The sequence below is a fragment of the Dethiothermospora halolimnae genome, assembly GCF_037577855.1.
Taxonomy (GTDB): domain Bacteria; phylum Bacillota; class Clostridia; order Tissierellales; family VENL01; genus Dethiothermospora; species Dethiothermospora halolimnae.
In genome coordinates this window covers 1-18,425 of the sequence record NZ_JBAKFX010000019.1, presented here as the reverse complement: position 1 = coordinate 18,425, position 18,425 = coordinate 1, and the positions used below count along the sequence as shown (strand labels likewise).

At 30.6% G+C, this 18,425-nt stretch carries 18 protein-coding genes; 16 read left to right on the top strand and 2 right to left on the bottom strand.

What is annotated here, in order from left to right:
- Window positions 1-4 precede the first annotated feature (4 nt).
- The 6 genes from V6137_RS09370 to V6137_RS09345 all read left to right on the top strand — a co-directional run bounded on the left by V6137_RS09370 (window position 5) and on the right by V6137_RS09345 (window position 4,465).
- On the top strand, window positions 5-865 hold the full coding sequence (locus V6137_RS09370; RefSeq protein ID WP_425447658.1) for a DUF421 domain-containing protein: 861 nt from the start codon (window positions 5-7) through the stop codon (window positions 863-865).
- Window positions 866-876: 11 nt separating this feature from the next.
- Window positions 877-1,356, top strand: coding sequence for a stage V sporulation protein AC (gene spoVAC, locus V6137_RS09365; RefSeq protein ID WP_425447657.1), 480 nt, complete (start codon window positions 877-879; stop codon window positions 1,354-1,356).
- Complete coding sequence (spoVAD, locus tag V6137_RS09360; protein WP_425447656.1) at window positions 1,357-2,370, top strand: stage V sporulation protein AD; 1,014 nt, start codon at window positions 1,357-1,359, stop codon at window positions 2,368-2,370.
- 7 nt (window positions 2,371-2,377) lie between these two features.
- Window positions 2,378-2,731: a stage V sporulation protein AE gene (spoVAE, locus tag V6137_RS09355; RefSeq protein WP_425447655.1), complete on the top strand. Its 354-nt coding sequence runs from the start codon at window positions 2,378-2,380 to the stop codon at window positions 2,729-2,731.
- Window positions 2,732-2,753: 22 nt separating this feature from the next.
- Window positions 2,754-2,960, top strand: coding sequence for a DUF1657 domain-containing protein (locus V6137_RS09350; RefSeq protein WP_425447654.1), 207 nt, complete (start codon window positions 2,754-2,756; stop codon window positions 2,958-2,960).
- A 104-nt stretch (window positions 2,961-3,064) separates the two neighbouring features.
- Window positions 3,065-4,465 (top strand): D-alanyl-D-alanine carboxypeptidase family protein, encoded by a 1,401-nt coding sequence (locus V6137_RS09345; RefSeq protein ID WP_425447653.1) that lies wholly within the window; start codon window positions 3,065-3,067, stop codon window positions 4,463-4,465.
- Between the two features lie 103 nt (window positions 4,466-4,568).
- Here the strand turns inward: V6137_RS09345 and V6137_RS09340 are convergent, their stop codons facing one another.
- Both V6137_RS09340 and yjeM read right to left on the bottom strand, forming a co-directional pair.
- Complete coding sequence (locus V6137_RS09340; RefSeq protein WP_425447652.1) at window positions 4,569-5,393, bottom strand: CsxC family protein; 825 nt, start codon at window positions 5,391-5,393, stop codon at window positions 4,569-4,571.
- 183 nt (window positions 5,394-5,576) lie between these two features.
- The gene (gene yjeM / locus V6137_RS09335; RefSeq protein WP_425447651.1) at window positions 5,577-7,100 is read right to left on the bottom strand and encodes a glutamate/gamma-aminobutyrate family transporter YjeM; all 1,524 of its coding nucleotides are present in this window, start codon (window positions 7,098-7,100) and stop codon (window positions 5,577-5,579) included.
- Window positions 7,101-7,696: 596 nt separating this feature from the next.
- Between yjeM and V6137_RS09330 the strand changes: the two genes are divergently transcribed.
- The 10 genes from V6137_RS09330 to V6137_RS09285 all read left to right on the top strand — a co-directional run bounded on the left by V6137_RS09330 (window position 7,697) and on the right by V6137_RS09285 (window position 18,129).
- Window positions 7,697-9,364, top strand: a complete 1,668-nt coding sequence (locus V6137_RS09330; RefSeq protein ID WP_425447650.1) for an ATP-binding protein — start codon at window positions 7,697-7,699, stop codon at window positions 9,362-9,364.
- Between the two features lie 82 nt (window positions 9,365-9,446).
- Complete coding sequence (locus V6137_RS09325) at window positions 9,447-10,499, top strand: M20/M25/M40 family metallo-hydrolase (protein WP_425447649.1); 1,053 nt, start codon at window positions 9,447-9,449, stop codon at window positions 10,497-10,499.
- A gap of 214 nt (window positions 10,500-10,713) precedes the next feature.
- Complete coding sequence (locus tag V6137_RS09320; protein ID WP_425447648.1) at window positions 10,714-12,672, top strand: oxidoreductase; 1,959 nt, start codon at window positions 10,714-10,716, stop codon at window positions 12,670-12,672.
- Between the two features lie 101 nt (window positions 12,673-12,773).
- Window positions 12,774-13,370, top strand: a complete 597-nt coding sequence (locus V6137_RS09315; protein ID WP_425447647.1) for a TetR/AcrR family transcriptional regulator — start codon at window positions 12,774-12,776, stop codon at window positions 13,368-13,370.
- Between the two features lie 96 nt (window positions 13,371-13,466).
- Window positions 13,467-13,697 (top strand): hypothetical protein, encoded by a 231-nt coding sequence (locus tag V6137_RS09310; protein WP_425447646.1) that lies wholly within the window; start codon window positions 13,467-13,469, stop codon window positions 13,695-13,697.
- A gap of 55 nt (window positions 13,698-13,752) precedes the next feature.
- Window positions 13,753-14,352, top strand: coding sequence for a YidC/Oxa1 family membrane protein insertase (locus V6137_RS09305; protein WP_425447703.1), 600 nt, complete (start codon window positions 13,753-13,755; stop codon window positions 14,350-14,352).
- Between the two features lie 72 nt (window positions 14,353-14,424).
- A complete protein-coding gene (locus V6137_RS09300; protein WP_425447645.1) occupies window positions 14,425-14,745 on the top strand; it encodes a hypothetical protein in 321 nt (106 codons plus the stop codon).
- Window positions 14,746-14,849: 104 nt separating this feature from the next.
- The gene (locus V6137_RS09295) at window positions 14,850-15,578 is read left to right on the top strand and encodes a GntR family transcriptional regulator (protein WP_425447644.1); all 729 of its coding nucleotides are present in this window, start codon (window positions 14,850-14,852) and stop codon (window positions 15,576-15,578) included.
- 66 nt (window positions 15,579-15,644) lie between these two features.
- Window positions 15,645-16,829: an SIS domain-containing protein gene (locus V6137_RS09290; protein ID WP_425447643.1), complete on the top strand. Its 1,185-nt coding sequence runs from the start codon at window positions 15,645-15,647 to the stop codon at window positions 16,827-16,829.
- Between the two features lie 52 nt (window positions 16,830-16,881).
- The gene (locus tag V6137_RS09285; RefSeq protein ID WP_425447642.1) at window positions 16,882-18,129 is read left to right on the top strand and encodes a Gfo/Idh/MocA family protein; all 1,248 of its coding nucleotides are present in this window, start codon (window positions 16,882-16,884) and stop codon (window positions 18,127-18,129) included.
- Window positions 18,130-18,425: the final 296 nt, after the last annotated feature.

The window sequence follows — 18,425 nt, the reverse complement described above, 5'->3', positions numbered from 1 at the left end:
AAAGATGAAACTTTGGATTGAAATATTATTAAGATCATTAGCATTATTTGTTTTGGTGTTTGTAATGGTACGGATAATGGGAAAGAAACAGATAACTAAAGGGACTCCTTTCCATTTTACCAGTTATTCTATTATTGCAATAATATCAGCTTTAATATCTGTTAATGTTGTTACCAATATATATATAGGATTTATTGCCCTAGGTGTGTGGTTCCTATTTTCGTTACTGCTAGAGTACTTATCTTTAAAGAGTAAAATGTTCCATGATCTTATATATGGAAAGGAAACTATTTTAATAAAACAAGGAAAAGTGATGGAGGAAAACTTGAAGGATGTAAGATTTACAGGAGAAGATCTTTTAAGGGAATTGAGATCTAAAAATGCATTTAATGTATCGGATGTAGAATTTGCAGTATTAGAATCTACAGGGGAAATGAATGTATTACTAAAACCAGATAAAAAGCCAGTAACTCCCCATGACTTAGGTGAAAAAGTAGCTCCTCAATCTGAATCTCAAACTGTGATTTTAGATGGTAACATAATGGATAAGTCATTAACAAATGTTGGCTTGAATAGAAATTGGTTAATAACTCAGCTTAATGGAATGGGAGTTTCTTTGGATAATGTTTTTATAGGTCAGGTGGACTCCTCTGGGGATTTATATATAGATCTTTTTGACGATTCAATACAATTACCCCAAGCTAAATTAAAAGAACAAGTTTATGCAAACCTTGAAAAGTGTCAAGCTGATTTAGTTACATATGCTCTAGAGACTAAAAATGATAAAGCTAAAGATATGTATGAAAGGGATGCAGATAAATTACAGAGACTAATGAATAAATTAAAGCCATATTTATTAAAGTAGAAGGTGATAAAATGTCTAGTAAAAAAAATAAAAAGTTAACACCTACTCAATTAAAATATCAAAACTTTGCTAAAGAGAGGGAGCCTAAGCCGTCTTATTTTAAGAACTGTTTAAAGGCATTTTTAGTAGGTGGATTTATTTGTACATTAGGACAGGGAATTCAGATGTTATTTATTAAATATTTTGATTTTACAGAGGTTACTGCAGGAAACCCTACAGTTGCTGTGTTAATTATAGTTACTGTATTATTAACTGGGTTTGGAGTATATGACCATATGGCCCAATGGGCTGGAGCTGGTACTATTATACCAGTTACAGGGTTTGCAAATACAATAGCTTCTGCATCCATTGAACATAGAAGTGAAGGATTTGTGTTAGGTGTGGGAGGAAATATGTTTAAACTTGCAGGTTCTGTATTGGCTTTTGGAGTTTTTTCGGCATTTGTGGTTGCCATAATAAAAATAGTTATAGATGGGTTAGGTGGTATATAAATGCTTAAAGGAAACCAGACATGGGTATTTGAATCTAAACCTGTAGTGTTATCTTCCGCTGCTGTTGGAGGTCCCTTTGAAGCCAAGGGAGCTTTATCAAATGACTTTGATTTATTACATGGGGATATATGGCTAGGTCAGGATAGTTTTGAAAAAGCAGAAAAGAAACTTCTAGAAGAGGCATGTGAAACAGCTATAGAAAAGGCAAATATGAAGAAGGAAGATATACAATTTTTTTTAAGTGGAGATTTAATGAACCAGATTATATCCAGTAGCTTTACAGCTAGAACTCTTGGTACACCTTATCTTGGTATTTTCGGTGCATGTTCTAGTTCTATGGAAGGATTAGCTTTAGGAAGCCTATTAATAGATAGTAAATCAGCCCAGTATGTTTTGGCAGGGGCATCAAGTCATAATGCGTCGGTGGAAAAACAATTTAGATATCCAACAGAATATGGTTCTCAAAAGCCACCCACGGCTCAATGGACAGTAACTGGGGCTGGAGCTGCATTATTGTCAAATAGGGGTGAAGGACCTAAAATAACTTCTGCTACTATTGGAAGGGTTGTTGATATGGGAATATCAGACCCCTTTAATATGGGATCAGCAATGGCTCCAGCTGCTGTGGATACTATAGAAGCCCACTTTAGAGATTTAAATATTAAACCTTCTTATTATGATGTTATAGCAACTGGAGACCTTGGTAAAATAGGGCACAAAATAGCCGGTGATTTATTAATTGATCATGGCTTAAAAATTCCAGAAAAAATTTTTACTGACTGTGGGATATTAATATACAAAGATGATCAACCTGTAATAGCAGGGGGAAGTGGTTGTGGATGTTCCGCAACCGTTACCTATGGACATTTTATTAATCGTATGAAAAAGGGAGAATTAAAAAGGATACTAGTAGTAGCGACAGGGGCATTGTTATCTCCATTATCCTACCAACAAAAAGAAAGTATTCCATGTATAGCCCATGCAGTGTCAATAGAGATGGAAGAAGAGGTGTAGATAAGTTATGGAAAAGTTTATATGGGCATTTATTGTAGGGGGAAGTATATGTGTAGTGGCACAAATAATGATGGATGTTTTTAAACTTACTCCTGCCCATACCACAAGTACTTTAGTTGTAGTGGGTACTATATTAGGAGGTCTTGGGTTATATGATCCCCTTATAAAATTTGCAGGGGCAGGAGCCAGTGTACCAATAGTAAGCTTTGGTAATTCTTTAGTAAAAGGTGCCCTTGCAGAGGCAGAAACCAATGGATTAGTGGGGGTACTTACAGGAATTTTTGAAGTTACCAGTGCAGGTATTTCTTCTGCTATTATCTTTGGTTTTTTTGGGGCTCTATTATTTAAATCAAAGGGGTAGATTTGAAGGGAGGTGAGATATAATGACAGTAGGTACTCAAATGCAACAGGCTATTGCAGGAATTCAAAGTGCTGCTTCAACTATGAAGACATTCGCACTAGAGACTCAAGATAAGCAGGCTAAACAACAATACCAACAAATAGCTCAAGATCTTGATACTGCCCTTAAAACTTTAGAGAAAAGAAATCAATATATTCAAAGTCAAGAGCCACAATATAAGCAACAATAAAGAAAATTTTAATGTATATTATGGTTAGATAGATATCTATCTAACCATTGATTATATAGAGGGGAATTCGTTCTCCAGTAGAATATAGAGAAAAGGTGATAAAAATGGACTGGGTTATTGACCATAAGCTATTAAAAGAGGATGATGGATATAGACTTATTTTGTATTTAGATAAGGGGTTAACTGAATTTTCCAATGAATTTACTGATGGAAACTACAAGCAGAATATAAAGGAACAAATTAAAAAGTATATAACAAAAAATTTTCCTAATTTAAAAATAAAGGGGATCAATATAATGGTTGGTTCCATTCTTATAGCTTCATTACCCTTTAGCTCAAGTGTAGTAAAAGCGCAATCGACGGTTAGTGGTTCCTATAATAGTAGAGAGGGGATATATACTGTAGAAAGTGGGGATACATTATATAAGATAGCTAACCATTTTAATACTACAGTATATAAATTAAAAGATGTAAATAAATTAAGTAATGATTTAATATATGTGGGACAAAGATTACAAATTCCTAGAGATAATTCTTATATTGTGAGAAAGGGAGATGCGTTATACAAAATAGCATATAAGTATAATATTACAATAAAACAACTTAAATTATATAATAAGTTAAATAATGACATTATTTATATTGGACAGAAAATATATATTCCCCAGAATAATACTATAAATACGATAGAACAGCTGCCTCATGGTATTTATAATATAAATAGTAATGGAGAGCATGTAAAAAGAATACAAAATGCATTAAATGTTTTAGGGTATTCCTTAAATGAAGATGGTGATTACAATGAAAAAACTAAAACTGTAATTTTAGATTTTCAAACCCAATATGATGGATTGATTAATGATGGCATATATGGACCAAGAACAATGGAGTATTTAAAAAGGGCCATATTAACAGACCATATAATAGTTGATAATCCATCTGATATAAAAGTGCTTATTAATAAGGATAATAGCTTACCTTCTAATTATAAGCCTGAAAACTTAGTAGTTCCCAATATAGACTTTACATTTAAAGAATTTCATGAAAAAAAATTAATGAGAAAAGATGCAGCTATAGCTCTTGAGAATCTATTTAGGGCTGGAAAAAAAGAGAATATAAACCTATACGGATTATCTGGATATAGATCATATAATCGACAAAAATATATATTTACATCAAAGGTTATGAGAGAAGGTATGAAAAAGGCAAATGAATTTAGTGCAAAACCAGGGGAAAGTGAACATCAAACAGGTCTTGCTATGGATGTAACCAGCAATTCCGTAGGTTATGGATTAAGCCAATATTTTGGTGAAACTAGGGAAGGTAAATGGCTTAGGGAAAATGCCCATAAACATGGATTTATAATACGTTATCCCGAGGGCAAAGAAGATATTACCGGCTATAAATATGAACCTTGGCATATAAGATATATTGGAAAAGAAGTTTCAACAGAAATAAAAGATAACAATATAACATTGGAGGAATATTTTTATAAAAATTATTAACAAATATTATATAGTTACATAATATAGTATTGAAAAATAATTTTTTTAAGAATATAAATAAAAAAAGAGTATCTAGATAAATCTAGATACTCAAAGGTATAATCTAAGCTAAATCACCATTGGGATCAACAGCTACTTGTCTTTTTTGCAATAGTTTTAGTGTTAAGAATACAACCATTTTTTGCTCAATGTTATTAAATACTCTTTCTTCAAATGGAGCGGTTCCTATTGGCTCTTGACGGTCTATATATTCATCAAATTCAACTATTCTACTACTTATTAGTTCACAGTAAGGAAGCTCATTGAAGAATTCAGTTGATATTTGATTATATTCAGATAAGTCGCCAGATAATAATTTATCTTTTTCAGCAAAACCATTTGGTAATTCTTGTGTTCTGAAATATTCATACTCTTGGTTAGTAGTAGGGATAAATGGAGCTGGTGTTGTTCCGTTAAAGGTAACTGGTGTTGTACATTCAAATGGTACATCCACTGTACAGTGGCGTAGGTTTCCGCATATACCTTCTTCATTTGCACATGTTCTTGTTGAATAATCTATATTTTTACGAACAAATCCTCTAATAAAGAGAATATTTGTATCTTGGATAAGCATACATTGGGTTACCTTAACTTTTTTCTTAATATTTTTAATTTCCAATGCATTTTGTGGTAATTCAATATTAGATGTTACATTAAACTGCACAGTGAGTTCAGCTAATACTACAGGAGTCTTTATTACAGCACCGGTTGTAATTGGATCTAGGCTAACGGGTGTGTTTATACAAGTTTCAACATTTCTACCCCTAACATCAACACATCCCTGTCTTATTGATACATCATTTGTGCCACAGCAACTGGTTTCAATATTATCATTTTGTGTTACGGAAACTTCTACATCACTAACCTTTGCATTTTCTACTTTTGCCATAAAAACACCTCGTTTTGTTTTTTTTAGATGTTATTTGCCTGATGTCTATTTCCTAGTACATACTATTCATAATGTCTATTAATGTGAGTGATATATAATAAAAAAAAATAAACTGGGATGACCTTTAGGTCATCCCAGTTTATTTTTCAAATATCTTTAACCAAAATGGAGTTATAACATTTTCTATGCCACTTTATCCTGTTTTATATTTTTTCTTGTCTCTTTCTTTTCATAATTATTATACATAATTAGTGCTATTCCTGTAAAAATTGCAGGACCTGCGATACTCCATATAGTGTCACCAATTCTTCCATTCATCATAGGCTCTATTATTGTAAAGAAATCAGCAAAGCCTACAACAAAAGTAACTACTATAGTAGCAATTAATGCGCCTTTCTTAGACTTATATATTTCAAATGGTTTCTTAATTTCTTGTTTTTTCTTAAAAGAATAAAAAGCTCCTGATATAAACATATATGGAAGTGTCATGGCAACATTAGTCATTAAGACTAATTTATTAAAGAACTTAGAAGCCGCATCTCCACCAAAGGATACAAGACCGATCATAATTACAACGATAGTACATTGAATCCACATAGCATTTATAGGCATTCCATCTTTAAGTTTAGCAATACTCCTAGGCCATAATTCCTTGGGAGTACCTGTTATAACCTGTTTTAGAGGAGAATAAGTTAGTGTAAAGAAGGCTCCAGATAGTGCTAAAAACATTGATATACCAACATATCTAGCTATCCAATCTCCCATAGTAATTGAGATGGCTTCACTTAATCCAAAAGCTTGTCCCAATTCGAATCCTAGGTTATTCATCATTACATAGGCAACGTTGGCCATATGAACTCCTTCTCCCGATAGAGAGTCTCCCCAATTAACGAATATACCACAAAGGAATATTCCTATTGCATATCCAACAGCTATAACAATTGCTGATATTGTTACCCCTTTAGGGAATGTAACATCGGCATTTTCAGTTTGGTCAACTAAACCACCTGTAACCTCAATACCACCATAGGCAAATATAGCAAAAACTATAAATGATAGTACTGATATTGGAGTTAAATAGGATGGGTTAGGAGACTTTACAAATACTTTAGCTGAATCAATAGGTTGGGCAATATCTCCACCATTACCTATTAGTACAGCGATAGCTCCCACTAGTAATACTACGTTTAATAATGCAACTGCAGTTCCTCCCACAGATGTTATCTTTTTAATCTTATCTAAACCTTTAGTTGACACAAAAGTTACTAAGATTATCCAAGCGATAGCTAGTATACCTAATGTTTGGGTTGAATTTAGCCCAAATAGTGACCAAGAGGCCGTTGTGTCTTTTCCAAATATTGCATTTGAAACAACAACCCATATTCCAGAGCCCACATTAACCATCCATATTATATATGAAGCATACCACATGAAAGTTCCAACAAAGGCATATTTAGGATTAACGGATTTTGCCATCCATGAATAAATTCCACCCTTTTCACTTTTAAAAGCTGCACCATACTCTGACATCATAAAGGCAAAGGGAACAAAGAATGTTAATGCAGATAGAATAAACCAAGGAATTGCTCCATATCCCATTAAGTAAAAAGATCTAGGCATATTTGCAAAGCCAAATACTGATGTAAAGATCATTAACACTAAAGATATTAATGTTAACTTATTTGAGTTATTTTGTTTTCCTGACATCGTTTTCCTCCTTTAAATTATTTCACTTTAAAATTAGTACGATATAGATTTTCACATAATACAGAAAAAAAATCAATGATTTAATGATAAGTAGTAATTTTCAGGGTTTTTTGTAAAATCAGAAAAATTACAGAGGTTTAATATAAGTTATTATACTTATTACCAATGAAATAGACTAAAATACAATAATAAAGCTAAAATTTTATTTGAGTATTATTTAAATAGTAATAACTATTGTGATAATAAATGAGACAAAATATTAACAACTGAAATTTAAATACTAAGCTTCATAATATTAAATGACAATCAAAAAATATATAATCGTGAAAACAGATAACTATAATAGATGTCGTGGTATAATATGTTTATAGATGAAAATATGAGATGATTTGTTGCAAAATATACAGTATATATTCTAACTAACATGGAATTATTATAAAATATATACTGTATTATGAATTGTCGAAATATGATATAATGTATAGGAAATTTGTATTTACAGAAATTGCATATATAAATTAAGAAAGATTATAATATGTAACAAGTAAGAAAGTTAGTAGTATAAAATGTCTATACTTTTATCTAGGGGTGATAGATTGAAGAAATTTTTGAATAATATTTTAAAAAATAGAGGATTAAGAACTAGGCTTATTTTATTTTTTCTTATATTAATATATTTTCCTATAATAATAAATATTTATTTTATATATGAAGGCACTATAAATGCGGTTAAAAAGGACAAAATAGAAGTTTCTAAAAAAGTACTAATAAAAACTAGAGAAGTTTTAGAATCGGAACTTAATAAAGTTGCCGGTGAAGTTAACGGCTTTGCAACTAACTTAGCCATCGGGGCTTCTATAGCTAAATACGATACTTCTATATATAAGAAGAGAATAGATGCCTATATAAAAAGTAAGATTAGAAAGATTGTGGATAGTAATGAGTATATAAACGATGCAACATGTATAACCATAGATGGAAAAGTGCTTTCTGCTAAAAACAAACTAAATATAGATGGTGATAAATTTTTTATAGATAAGTTGTATAATGAAATACTTATTAATAACAAGGAACAGTTGTGGATAGACATTAATATAGATAGATTATCTAAAGGTGGAAAACAAGATGATAAAGTTTTACTTGTACAAAAAATACATCATATTACTCCAAAGGACTCCGATGAAGGGAAATTAATGGGGACGGGAAATGATGTTGACAATGGGGTGGTTGGATTTATATTTGTTGATATAGATAAGGAGGAACTAATCAGTTTATATAGTACCATCGCCTTAACTGATGATAATGATATATCTATATATAATGAATTTTTTAAGCCTATTATATCTAAACCATATATAAAACTAAAGTCAAACTTTATAACAATACATAATAGAGATAATCTAGAGCTTTTTGTAAAAGAAGTAAATATTAAAGGCACTGATTATTTATTGGGAGTAAGCGATATGAAGTCCCCGGAATGGAATATAGTCAGTTTAGTTCCAATAGATAGCCTTATAGAACCCACTAAAGAAGGAATAAAAGGAAGTTTCAAAATAGTGGGAATTATTAGTGTAATTGTAGCTATTATTATTACTTTAGAAGTGTTAGTATTATCCCGATTAGTTACTGAAAAAGAAATGGTTAATTATAGATTAAATGTCAGTGAAAATTTAAATCAAAAGCTTCGTATTTATAAACATGATTTTATGAATCATCTTCAGATTATACAAGCATTACTAGAAATGGGACATTCAGAAAGGGCAATGGAGTATTTAAAAAATATAGCCAATGAGGGAAGAGCTATCCATAATAATTATGAAATAGGTATACCGGAATTGGAAGCTACTATTAGTACTGCAATTAATGAGGCTAAAAAACAAAATATTGAAGTTGAATTAGATACTATAGAAATAACAGAAGAATTACCAATTGATTTATATGATCTTATAAAGATAATAACTAATCTTATAAAAAATGCTATGTATGCATTGACTAATTCTGATAGTGATATGAAAATATTAAAGATAGAGATTAGCTATGAGTTAGGGTACTATATTTTTAAAATAACTAATAATGTACCTATTATACCTGAGGATATAAGGGAAAAAATATTTAATAAAGGATTTAGTACTAAAGGAGACAATGGTAATGGTTTGGGTCTATTTATTATTAAAAGATTGGTGGATAAATATGGAGGTGATTTAAAGTTAGTTGTTGATGAAAATGGTAATAACTTTATTGTTTCAATTCCTGAAAAATATTAAAGTATTTTATTATAATGAAATTCTGTCTATATAATGATAAGATAGTATATAAGGAATTTAAACTTTAAAAGGGGTGTAAACTATGAAAATAGAATCAAAGAAGTTTTTAGAAGAGTTATTATCTACACCATCACCATCCGGTGGAGAAGAAAGTATACAGAGAAAATGGTTAGATTATGTAAAGGAATATGCTGATGAGACTATGACAGACTTTTCAGGAAATGCAATAGCAGTTATTAATCCAGATGCAGAGTTTAAAGTTATGATAGCAGGTCATTGTGATGAGATAGCTTTTATGGTTAATTACATAGACGATAATGGTTTTTTAAGTGTAGTAAAAGCAGGCGGGATAAATCCTAAATTGGCCCTTGGAAGTAGGGTTAGGGTATTAACAAAAGATGGAATAGTAAATGGTGTTGTAGGAGTAAATGCAGAACATCATGGTGGTTCAAAGGGAGAAGTTAAAATAGAAGATATATATATTGACTGTGGCTTTGAAAATAAGGAAAAGGCTGAAGCAAAAATAAATATAGGTGATTATATAATATACGATTTTGATTATAATTATCTAGAAAATAATCTTATGACAGCTAGAGGTTTAGATAATAGAACGGGAGCTTTTATAGTAGCAGAGGTTATAAAAGAATTGAAAAATATGGACTGTAAAGTTGGAGTGTATGCAGTAAGTACAGTTAATGAAGAAACCAATATGGGGGGAGCATACTTTGCAGGAAGTGGCATAACTCCAAATATGGCAATAGCCTGTGATGTTACCTTTGGAACTGATTATCCAAATTTAGATAAAAAGAAACATGGAGATGTAAAATTAGGTAATGGTCCAGTTTTATCAAAGGGTGCTCCTATAAATAAAAAGATTAATGGGCTTTTAGAAAGTACTGCTGAAGCTAATGATATAAATATTCAGTATGAATTAACTCCAGGGAGAACAGGTACCGATGCAGATAAAATAAGATTAACTGGAAAAGGAGTTCCTGTAGCTTTAGTTTCATTGCCATTAAGATATATGCATTCACCATCGGAAGTGGTAAGTGTAAATGATATAGAAGAAGAGGTTAAATTAATTAGTAATATGATAGCAAAGTTAAAGGGAAACGAAAATTTAAAACTAGTATAGATATATATTACAGGATTGACCGTTTTGGCTTACTTTATCTAAAGATAATTGCAAGGTATAATGACTGAAGGATCTAAATGATCCTTCAGTTTTTTTATTTAAAACTGCAAAGTTGTTAAAGTAATATCGTTAATATATTGACAAACATACCGTAGTATGTTAAATTATTATTAACATACTACGGTATGTTAAAACTTGTTAAGGGGGAAGTAATATGACTAGTAAGTTTAATAAAATTTTAGAACCAATTAAAATAGGTAATAGGGAAGTAGGTAATAGGGTAGCTATGGCTCCAATGACTACTCTTTATGCTGGACATAATGGAGAAATAACTGATCAGTGTATAGAGTATTATGAAGCTAGAGCTAAGGGTGGCACTGGTATGATAGTTGTTGAAGGAGCTTATGTAAACGAAACTGGATTACAGATTCCCGATTCAATAAATATAAGTGATGATAAATTTATACCCGGTTTATCTAGACTTGCAGATGGTATAAAGGATAACGGTTCCATTGCAGTACTTCAACTTATTCACTCAGGGGTACAGGCTTGGGTAGAACAATCGGTTGGACCCAGTGAAATAGGTAGAATAGATGGAAAGCCTATATCAACTGCAAAAACTCCTAGGGCCTTAACAACGGAAGAAGTTACTGAATATGTTGAAGATTTTGCAGAAGCTGCTAGAAGGGCAAAGATGGCAGGTTTTGATATGGTTCAAGTTCATGGAACCCATGGATATTTAATTATGCAATTCTTATCATCAAATTCTAATAAAAGAATAGATAACTATGGTATAGATAGAAACTTATTTCCAGAGGAAATAATAAAATCGATAAAGAAAAAATGTGGTAAAGATTATCCAGTTATATATAGACTATGTGCCGATGAGTCTTTAGGTGATAAGTTAATAGAGGGTGGTATAACTTTAGAAGAAGCTAAAGAAACTGCTCTAAGATTAGAAAAGGCTGGAGTAGATGCCTTTGATGTAACAGGGGGAACCGATGATGTAATCCATCTTTATGTGCCTTCAGCATACATATTAGATGGGAATGAAGGGGTTTTCTTCGATCTAGCAAAGGAAATAAAAAATACAGTAAATGTACCTGTTATAAGTGGAGGGGGTATAAACACTCCAGAGGCAGCAGAAAAAGCATTAGAAGATGGTATAGTTGATATGGTATTTATAGGTAGACAGCTTATAGCAGAACCTAATTTTGTAAAAAAAATAACAGAAAATAAATTAGAGGATATAAAACCATGTGTTAAATGTGTTGAATGTGGTAGAAGAATATTATATATGAGGTGCTTAAGGTGTGCTGTAAATCCTGTAAGTGGTATTGAATGGAAGTACTTAAATGAGGACGATATACCAGAGGCTAGAAATAAAAAAGAGGTTTTAGTTGTAGGTGGGGGAATAGCTGGTTTAGAAAGTGCAAAAACAGCTGCCCTTAGGGGACACAATGTAACATTAGTTGAAAAAAACGATAGACTTGGTGGTATTTTAGAGATAGCAGCGGTACCTAGTTTCAAAAGTAGGTATGGAGATTTGATAAAATGGTATGAAAAGCAAGTTAAAGATTTGGATATAGATATAAAGTTTAATACAACTGCTGATATGGAATTGATAGATAAAATGGATCCTGATGCTGTAATAATGGCCACCGGTTCAGAAGAGTCAACTCCTCCTATAGAAGGTATTGAAAATGCAGAAATGTCTGATGATGTACTTTTAGGAAAATGCAATGTAGGAGATGAAGTTGTCATGGTAGGTGGAGGATTTGTAGGAGCTGAAACTGCTCTCCATTTGGCAAAGCAGGGTAAAAAGGTTACAATATTTGATATATCAAAACAGCCTGACTTAGGATTAGCAGGTTTATCATTATTAAGACCCTATGGATTGTTTGATCAATATGGAGTTTCTGTAAATCTTGGTGTTCCTGTAATAGAGATTCATAAAGATCATGTTATTACTGTCAATGAAATGGGACAAAAAGTAAAAACTAAGGCAGATACTATAGTAAATGCCGTTGGTAGAAATGCCATATTAGATAATGATATTATTAAAAAACTTAAAAATAATGGTAAGCAAGTCTATAGTGTTGGAGATGCTAAAAAAGCAAGGAAAGTATCAGAAGCAGTATTTGAAGGATTTAATGCAGCTATGATGATATAATATTAAAAAAGAGATTTTTTATAATAATTAAGGGTCTGGATGTATCCAGACCCTTAATTATGTTATTATATATAATATACAAAGTTTTACAGGAGGTTTTTATGAAAAATGCAAAGTATACAAGTAGAGAACTTAAAGCAAAAAAAACTAAGGAAAAGCTATTTGACATAGCTATAGGACTTATAAAAGAAAAAGGATATAATAGAGTTTCAATAAATGAAATATGTAAAGGGGCAGGAGTTACAAAGGGAGCCTTCTATCATCATTATAATACAAAGGAGGAAATACTTATACAGCTTTACAAAGATGTTGATGATTACTATCAAGTTAGGGTTTTAGATGAACTGGAAAATAAAAGTATATTAGATAAAATAAAACTGTTTATAAAACATCACGTATATTGTGCTGAAGGTATTGGAGTAGATATAGTAAAGGAAATATTTAAAGGTCAAACAAATATATTAAATCAATTCATTACTTTAGAAGATAGACCCTTTTACCAGATTCTAATAGATGTTATAAAAGAAGGCCAACGGGAGAAAATATTAAGACAAGATATATCATCTAAGGACTTATGTAATTATATAATAGTATTTTCACGGGGACTTATACAAGATTGGTATATGAAAGATGGAGCCTACGATATTAACGAGAAAAGTGAAAAGTATTTAGATATCTTTATAAACAGTTTAAGATAATATTGATATATTATAACTTATTAATGCTTTGTTGACTTTTATCATATATTAATATAAAATTACTGTTAATAATTAAACTAAAAAGGGTGTGACTAAATGTTTTTTGATCTAGATATATTACTATTTATATCTTCCATCTTAATATTATTCTTTACTATTTTTACCCTTTTAAACAATTTTGATAATAAAGACTTTTTTTTCGATAAAATAGATATTTTCAAGAAAAAAATAAACTATGCAAAATATATGGATTTAAATAATCTATATGTTATACATTATGATACATATAATAAAACTCGAATATGGATATTTACGGTGGAATTCTAATATTGGTTTAATATTTAAATATTAAACCAATATTAGAAGGAGATGTTTTATTGTGATGGACATGTTACAAGCTTTATTTAATAATGTAAATAATATAACAAATGATTATGGATTAACAATTATATTAATAACTATTTTATTTAATTTGATTTTATTACCTATGAGAATTAAGCAGAAAAAATCAATGGAATTAATGCAGGATTTAAGTATTAAGACTAACAAAATAAAAGACAAATATAAAAATGATGAAAATAGAATGAACCAAGAGCTACAAAAGTTATATAAAGATAATCCAAAGTCAATGATGGGATGTTTTATGATTATACTTCAAATGCCAATGTTTATGGTAATGTATAAACTATTTAAAAATAATATAACCGATGTTTCAACTGTTATATTTCCATGGTTGACTTCATTATCTTTGCCAGATCCATATTTTATATTACCTATTATATATGTGGTGATACAATTAATGCCGGGAATACTAAGTAGTCTAAATATTATAAAGAGTAGTGGGGTGCCTAAATTAACAAAACAGACTATTATAATACCTGTGGTAATGTCTATTTTATTGGTAGCTAAAACCCCAGCTGCATTGGGAATATATTTTTTAACATCATCGTTAATACAAAGTACACAGCAGATACTTTCATAGAATTATAGTCAGCCCTAGGGGCTGACTATTGTATTATTATGGTATATAATTAGACTAAAGAAGGTGAATAAAATGGAAAAAGAAATCCATTGTAACAGGTGTTACGGGGAAATAAATCCTAAAGAGAGTTTTGTTGTAACTACGGATTTGTTAAAGGTTGTAACTTATCATGATGATTGTTATGCTAAGGAGCTAAAAACACAAAATAAATTTTTCTTAAGTGAACCATTGAACACAAATATAGCAACATTGCATGTGGTAGTAGGTAATATTTTTATTATTGCTTTAATATTCTTTAGTGATCCACCATTACTTTTGGGCATTATTCTATTGATAATAGGAGGTATAGGCATATTTTATAGATTATATTCTTGGTTTAAATATGAAAGGTAAAAGATTAATTCTATTGACATAACTATCTATGTATAATAAGATAAACATATAACTGGTACGTACCACGGTTACGTAAAATAATATTTAATATGGGGAGAAACAGTATGACGACTATAAACAAAAAAAGCAGAATACCTTTATATTATCAATTAATGGATATAATAATTGAAGGAATAGAAATCGGTAAATTTAAGGAAGATGATAAACTGCCATCAGAGAGGGAATTGTGTGAAAGATATGGTATATCAAGGGCAACAGTACGCCAAGGAATACAGGAGTTAGAAAAGGAAGGATACATATATAAGGAACATGGTAAAGGTACATTTGTTTCTCCAAAGAGATTTAACCAAGACTTATTAAAAATATATAGCTTTACAGAAGAAATGAAAAAACTGGGGAAAAAGCCTACTTCAAAGGTAGTAGATTTTGATATTATTCAGTGTAATGAACAAATTGCAAAAAAAATAAATGGAAAAATTAAAGACTTAGTATATAAATTTACAAGGATCAGGCTTGCAGATGAGGAACCGATGATGATAGAAACAAGTTATGTACCCTACGATAGATTCCCTGGGATAACTAAAGAACACTTAGAGAATGAACCTATGTATGATATTTTTAATAAGAGATTTAATACTGTATTAACAATGGCAGAAGAGAATTTTAAAGCAGTTAAAACAAAGGAAGAAGATGCTAAGTTACTTAATATTTCTACAGATATCCCTAGTTTAATGATTGAAAGATTAGCCTATGAAAAGAATAGAATAATAGAATATACCATAAGTGTTGCAAGAGGGGATCGATTTGAGTATAGGGCGGTCTTAAAAAAATAATTTTTAATAAAACTGGTACGAACCACATGATGACATAACAAAAATATTAAATGAAAAAGAGGGAAAATGATTATGAATCAAATGCTTCAATATAAACCTGAAGAATTAGAAAAGTTAAAAGGATATATAACAGCTAAAGAGATAATTCAACAACCTAGGTTATGGAAAGAAACCTATGACATAATAAATAAAAATAAAGAAAATATTAAAAGTTTCTTAAATAAAGTTTTGGCTAATAAACAACTACGAATAATATTAACTGGAGCTGGGAGTTCTGCTTTTGTTGGGGAATGTGTAGCACCATTTTTAAGTAAGAAGCTGGAAAAAACAGTTGAGGCTATACCAACAACTGATATAGTATCTAATCCTAAGAATTATTTATATAAAGATATACCTACTTTACTTATCTCATATGCCAGGTCTGGGAATAGTCCTGAGAGTGTGGGGACAGTTGATTTAGCGGAAAATCTTATAAAGGATTTATATCAAGTGGTGGTAACCTGTAATCCTAATGGGAAATTAGCTCAAAAATCTTCTAGTGATGATAAAAAGTTATTAATATCAATGCCTAAAGATTCTAATGATAGAGGATTTGCAATGACAGGGAGTTTTACAACAATGGTTTTAGCTTCTTTATTATTATTTGATACTGATAATTTAGATAGTATAGAATCACACATAAATAATCTAGTATCAAATGGAGAAAAGATTTTGAAAGAAGAAATAGAAAGATTAAAGGAAATCTCCCTAAATAATTTTAATAGAGCAGTATACTTAGGCTCATCTTCCCTTAAGGGACTAGCTAGAGAATCAGCTTTAAAAATGGTGGAATTAACCAGAGGGAAGATCACAACAAGTTATGACTCTCCGTTAGGTTTTAGACATGGTCCTAAATCTATATTAAATGATAATACTTTAGTTGTTGTATATTTATCAAATGATAAATATACAAGAGGATATGAGATAGATTTACTTAAAGAGATGTCAAAGGAAAAAAATGATACAAAGGTGGTAGCTATATCCCACTATCTAGATAAAAAAGTAGAAGATTTAGTGGACTATACTATATGTATCAATGAAGATAAAATCAAGATTATAGACGATACATATTTAATATTTAATTATATTTTAACAGCCCAGATTTTTTCATTTTATAAATCCATTGAATTAGGGATTAGTCCTGATGATCCCAGTCCCGATGGTATAGTAAATAGGGTAGTAAAAGGGGTAACTATTTATCCTTATAAATAAGGAAATATTTAATATAAATTAATTGCAATTAAAAAGGGGAGGTTTATTCAAAATGGCTAAAATAAAAGTTGCTTTAATAGGGGCCGGTCAAAGAGGAAAGGATGTATATGGGAACTATGCTTTAAAACATTCAAATGATATAGAATATGTGGCTGTAGCTGAGCCCAATGAAATTAAAAGAAAAGAGTTTATGAAAAAGCATGGTATAAAAGAAGAATATGCATTTAAATCATGGGAACCGTTACTGGACAAAGAAAGATTCTGTGATGCAGTAGTTATTGCTACTCCAGATAATACCCATTATAAGCCAGCTAAAAAAGCTCTTGAAAAAGGTTATCATATGCTTTTAGAAAAACCCATGTCCAATGATGCAAAAGAATGTGTTGAGTTGGGAAGACTTGCAAAAAAATTAAATAGAGTATTTATGATATGTCATGTTCTTAGATATACTCCATTTTATAGTACTATAAAAAAACTTATAGAAGATAAAACTATAGGACGGGTTATGTCGATTGAACACAGTGAAAATATCGGATATTATCACTTTGCCCATAGCTTTGTTAGGGGAAACTGGAGAAACTCTGATGAGTCAAGTCCTCTTATATTGCAAAAGAGTTGTCATGATATGGACATACTATTATGGTTAACAGGAAAACGCTGTAAAAAGATATCCTCATATGGTACATTATCTTACTTTAAACCTGAAAATGCCTTTGAAAATGCTGGAGATAGATGTTTAGATTGTGATGGGGAAGAAAAATGTCCTTTTTCAGCAAAGAAGCTTTACTATAACTATATAGGTGGATGGCCTACTACAGTTATTACTGAAGCTCAAACAGAAGAATCAGTTACAAAAGCTTTGGAAGAAGGTCCCTATGGAAGATGTGTATTTAACTGTGATAATAATGTGCCTGATCACCAGGTGACGATTATGGAATTTGAAGATGGAATTAATATTACTTTTAACCTGAGTGCATTTACAAATGGAATTCATAGATTTATTAAAATAATGGGAGCTAAGGGAGAAATTATTGGAGATGATAGTAAAAATGAAATAGAAGTAAACATTTTCGGTTCTAATGAAAAGAAGATAATAACTCCTGAGAGAGTAGCCGGTGGCCACGGTGGAGGAGATAATGGTATAATGAATGACTTTGTTTCTTTACTTTTATCTAAAAAAGGAAAGGCTTTAACCTCTGCCGATGTTTCAGTTGAGAGTCATATTATGGCCTTCGCAGCAGAAGAGTCAAGACTATCCAACAAAGCTATAAATATGGAAGAGTTTTATAAAAAGTTTTAGTAAAATTTATTGTTGTTAGGTGTAATTAATAAAACATGGTGATGTAGAGGTGGAACTCATTCTTTTTGTTTGTTATTTTCATTAGTTGTTGGGGGATTGGCAATCCCCTAACTTATTATTTTTTTATTTGTAATTTTAAATTTATAATTTAAAAGCTATTAAGCTTTTGGGTAATGTAAAAAGTTCTATGAAAAACTAATGTTATGGATAATACTGGGATAAACCAGTGGAATTATACTAAGTCCACCGTAGCCGCCCTTGACAAACAGTAATCAAATGATATTTAAAATATAACG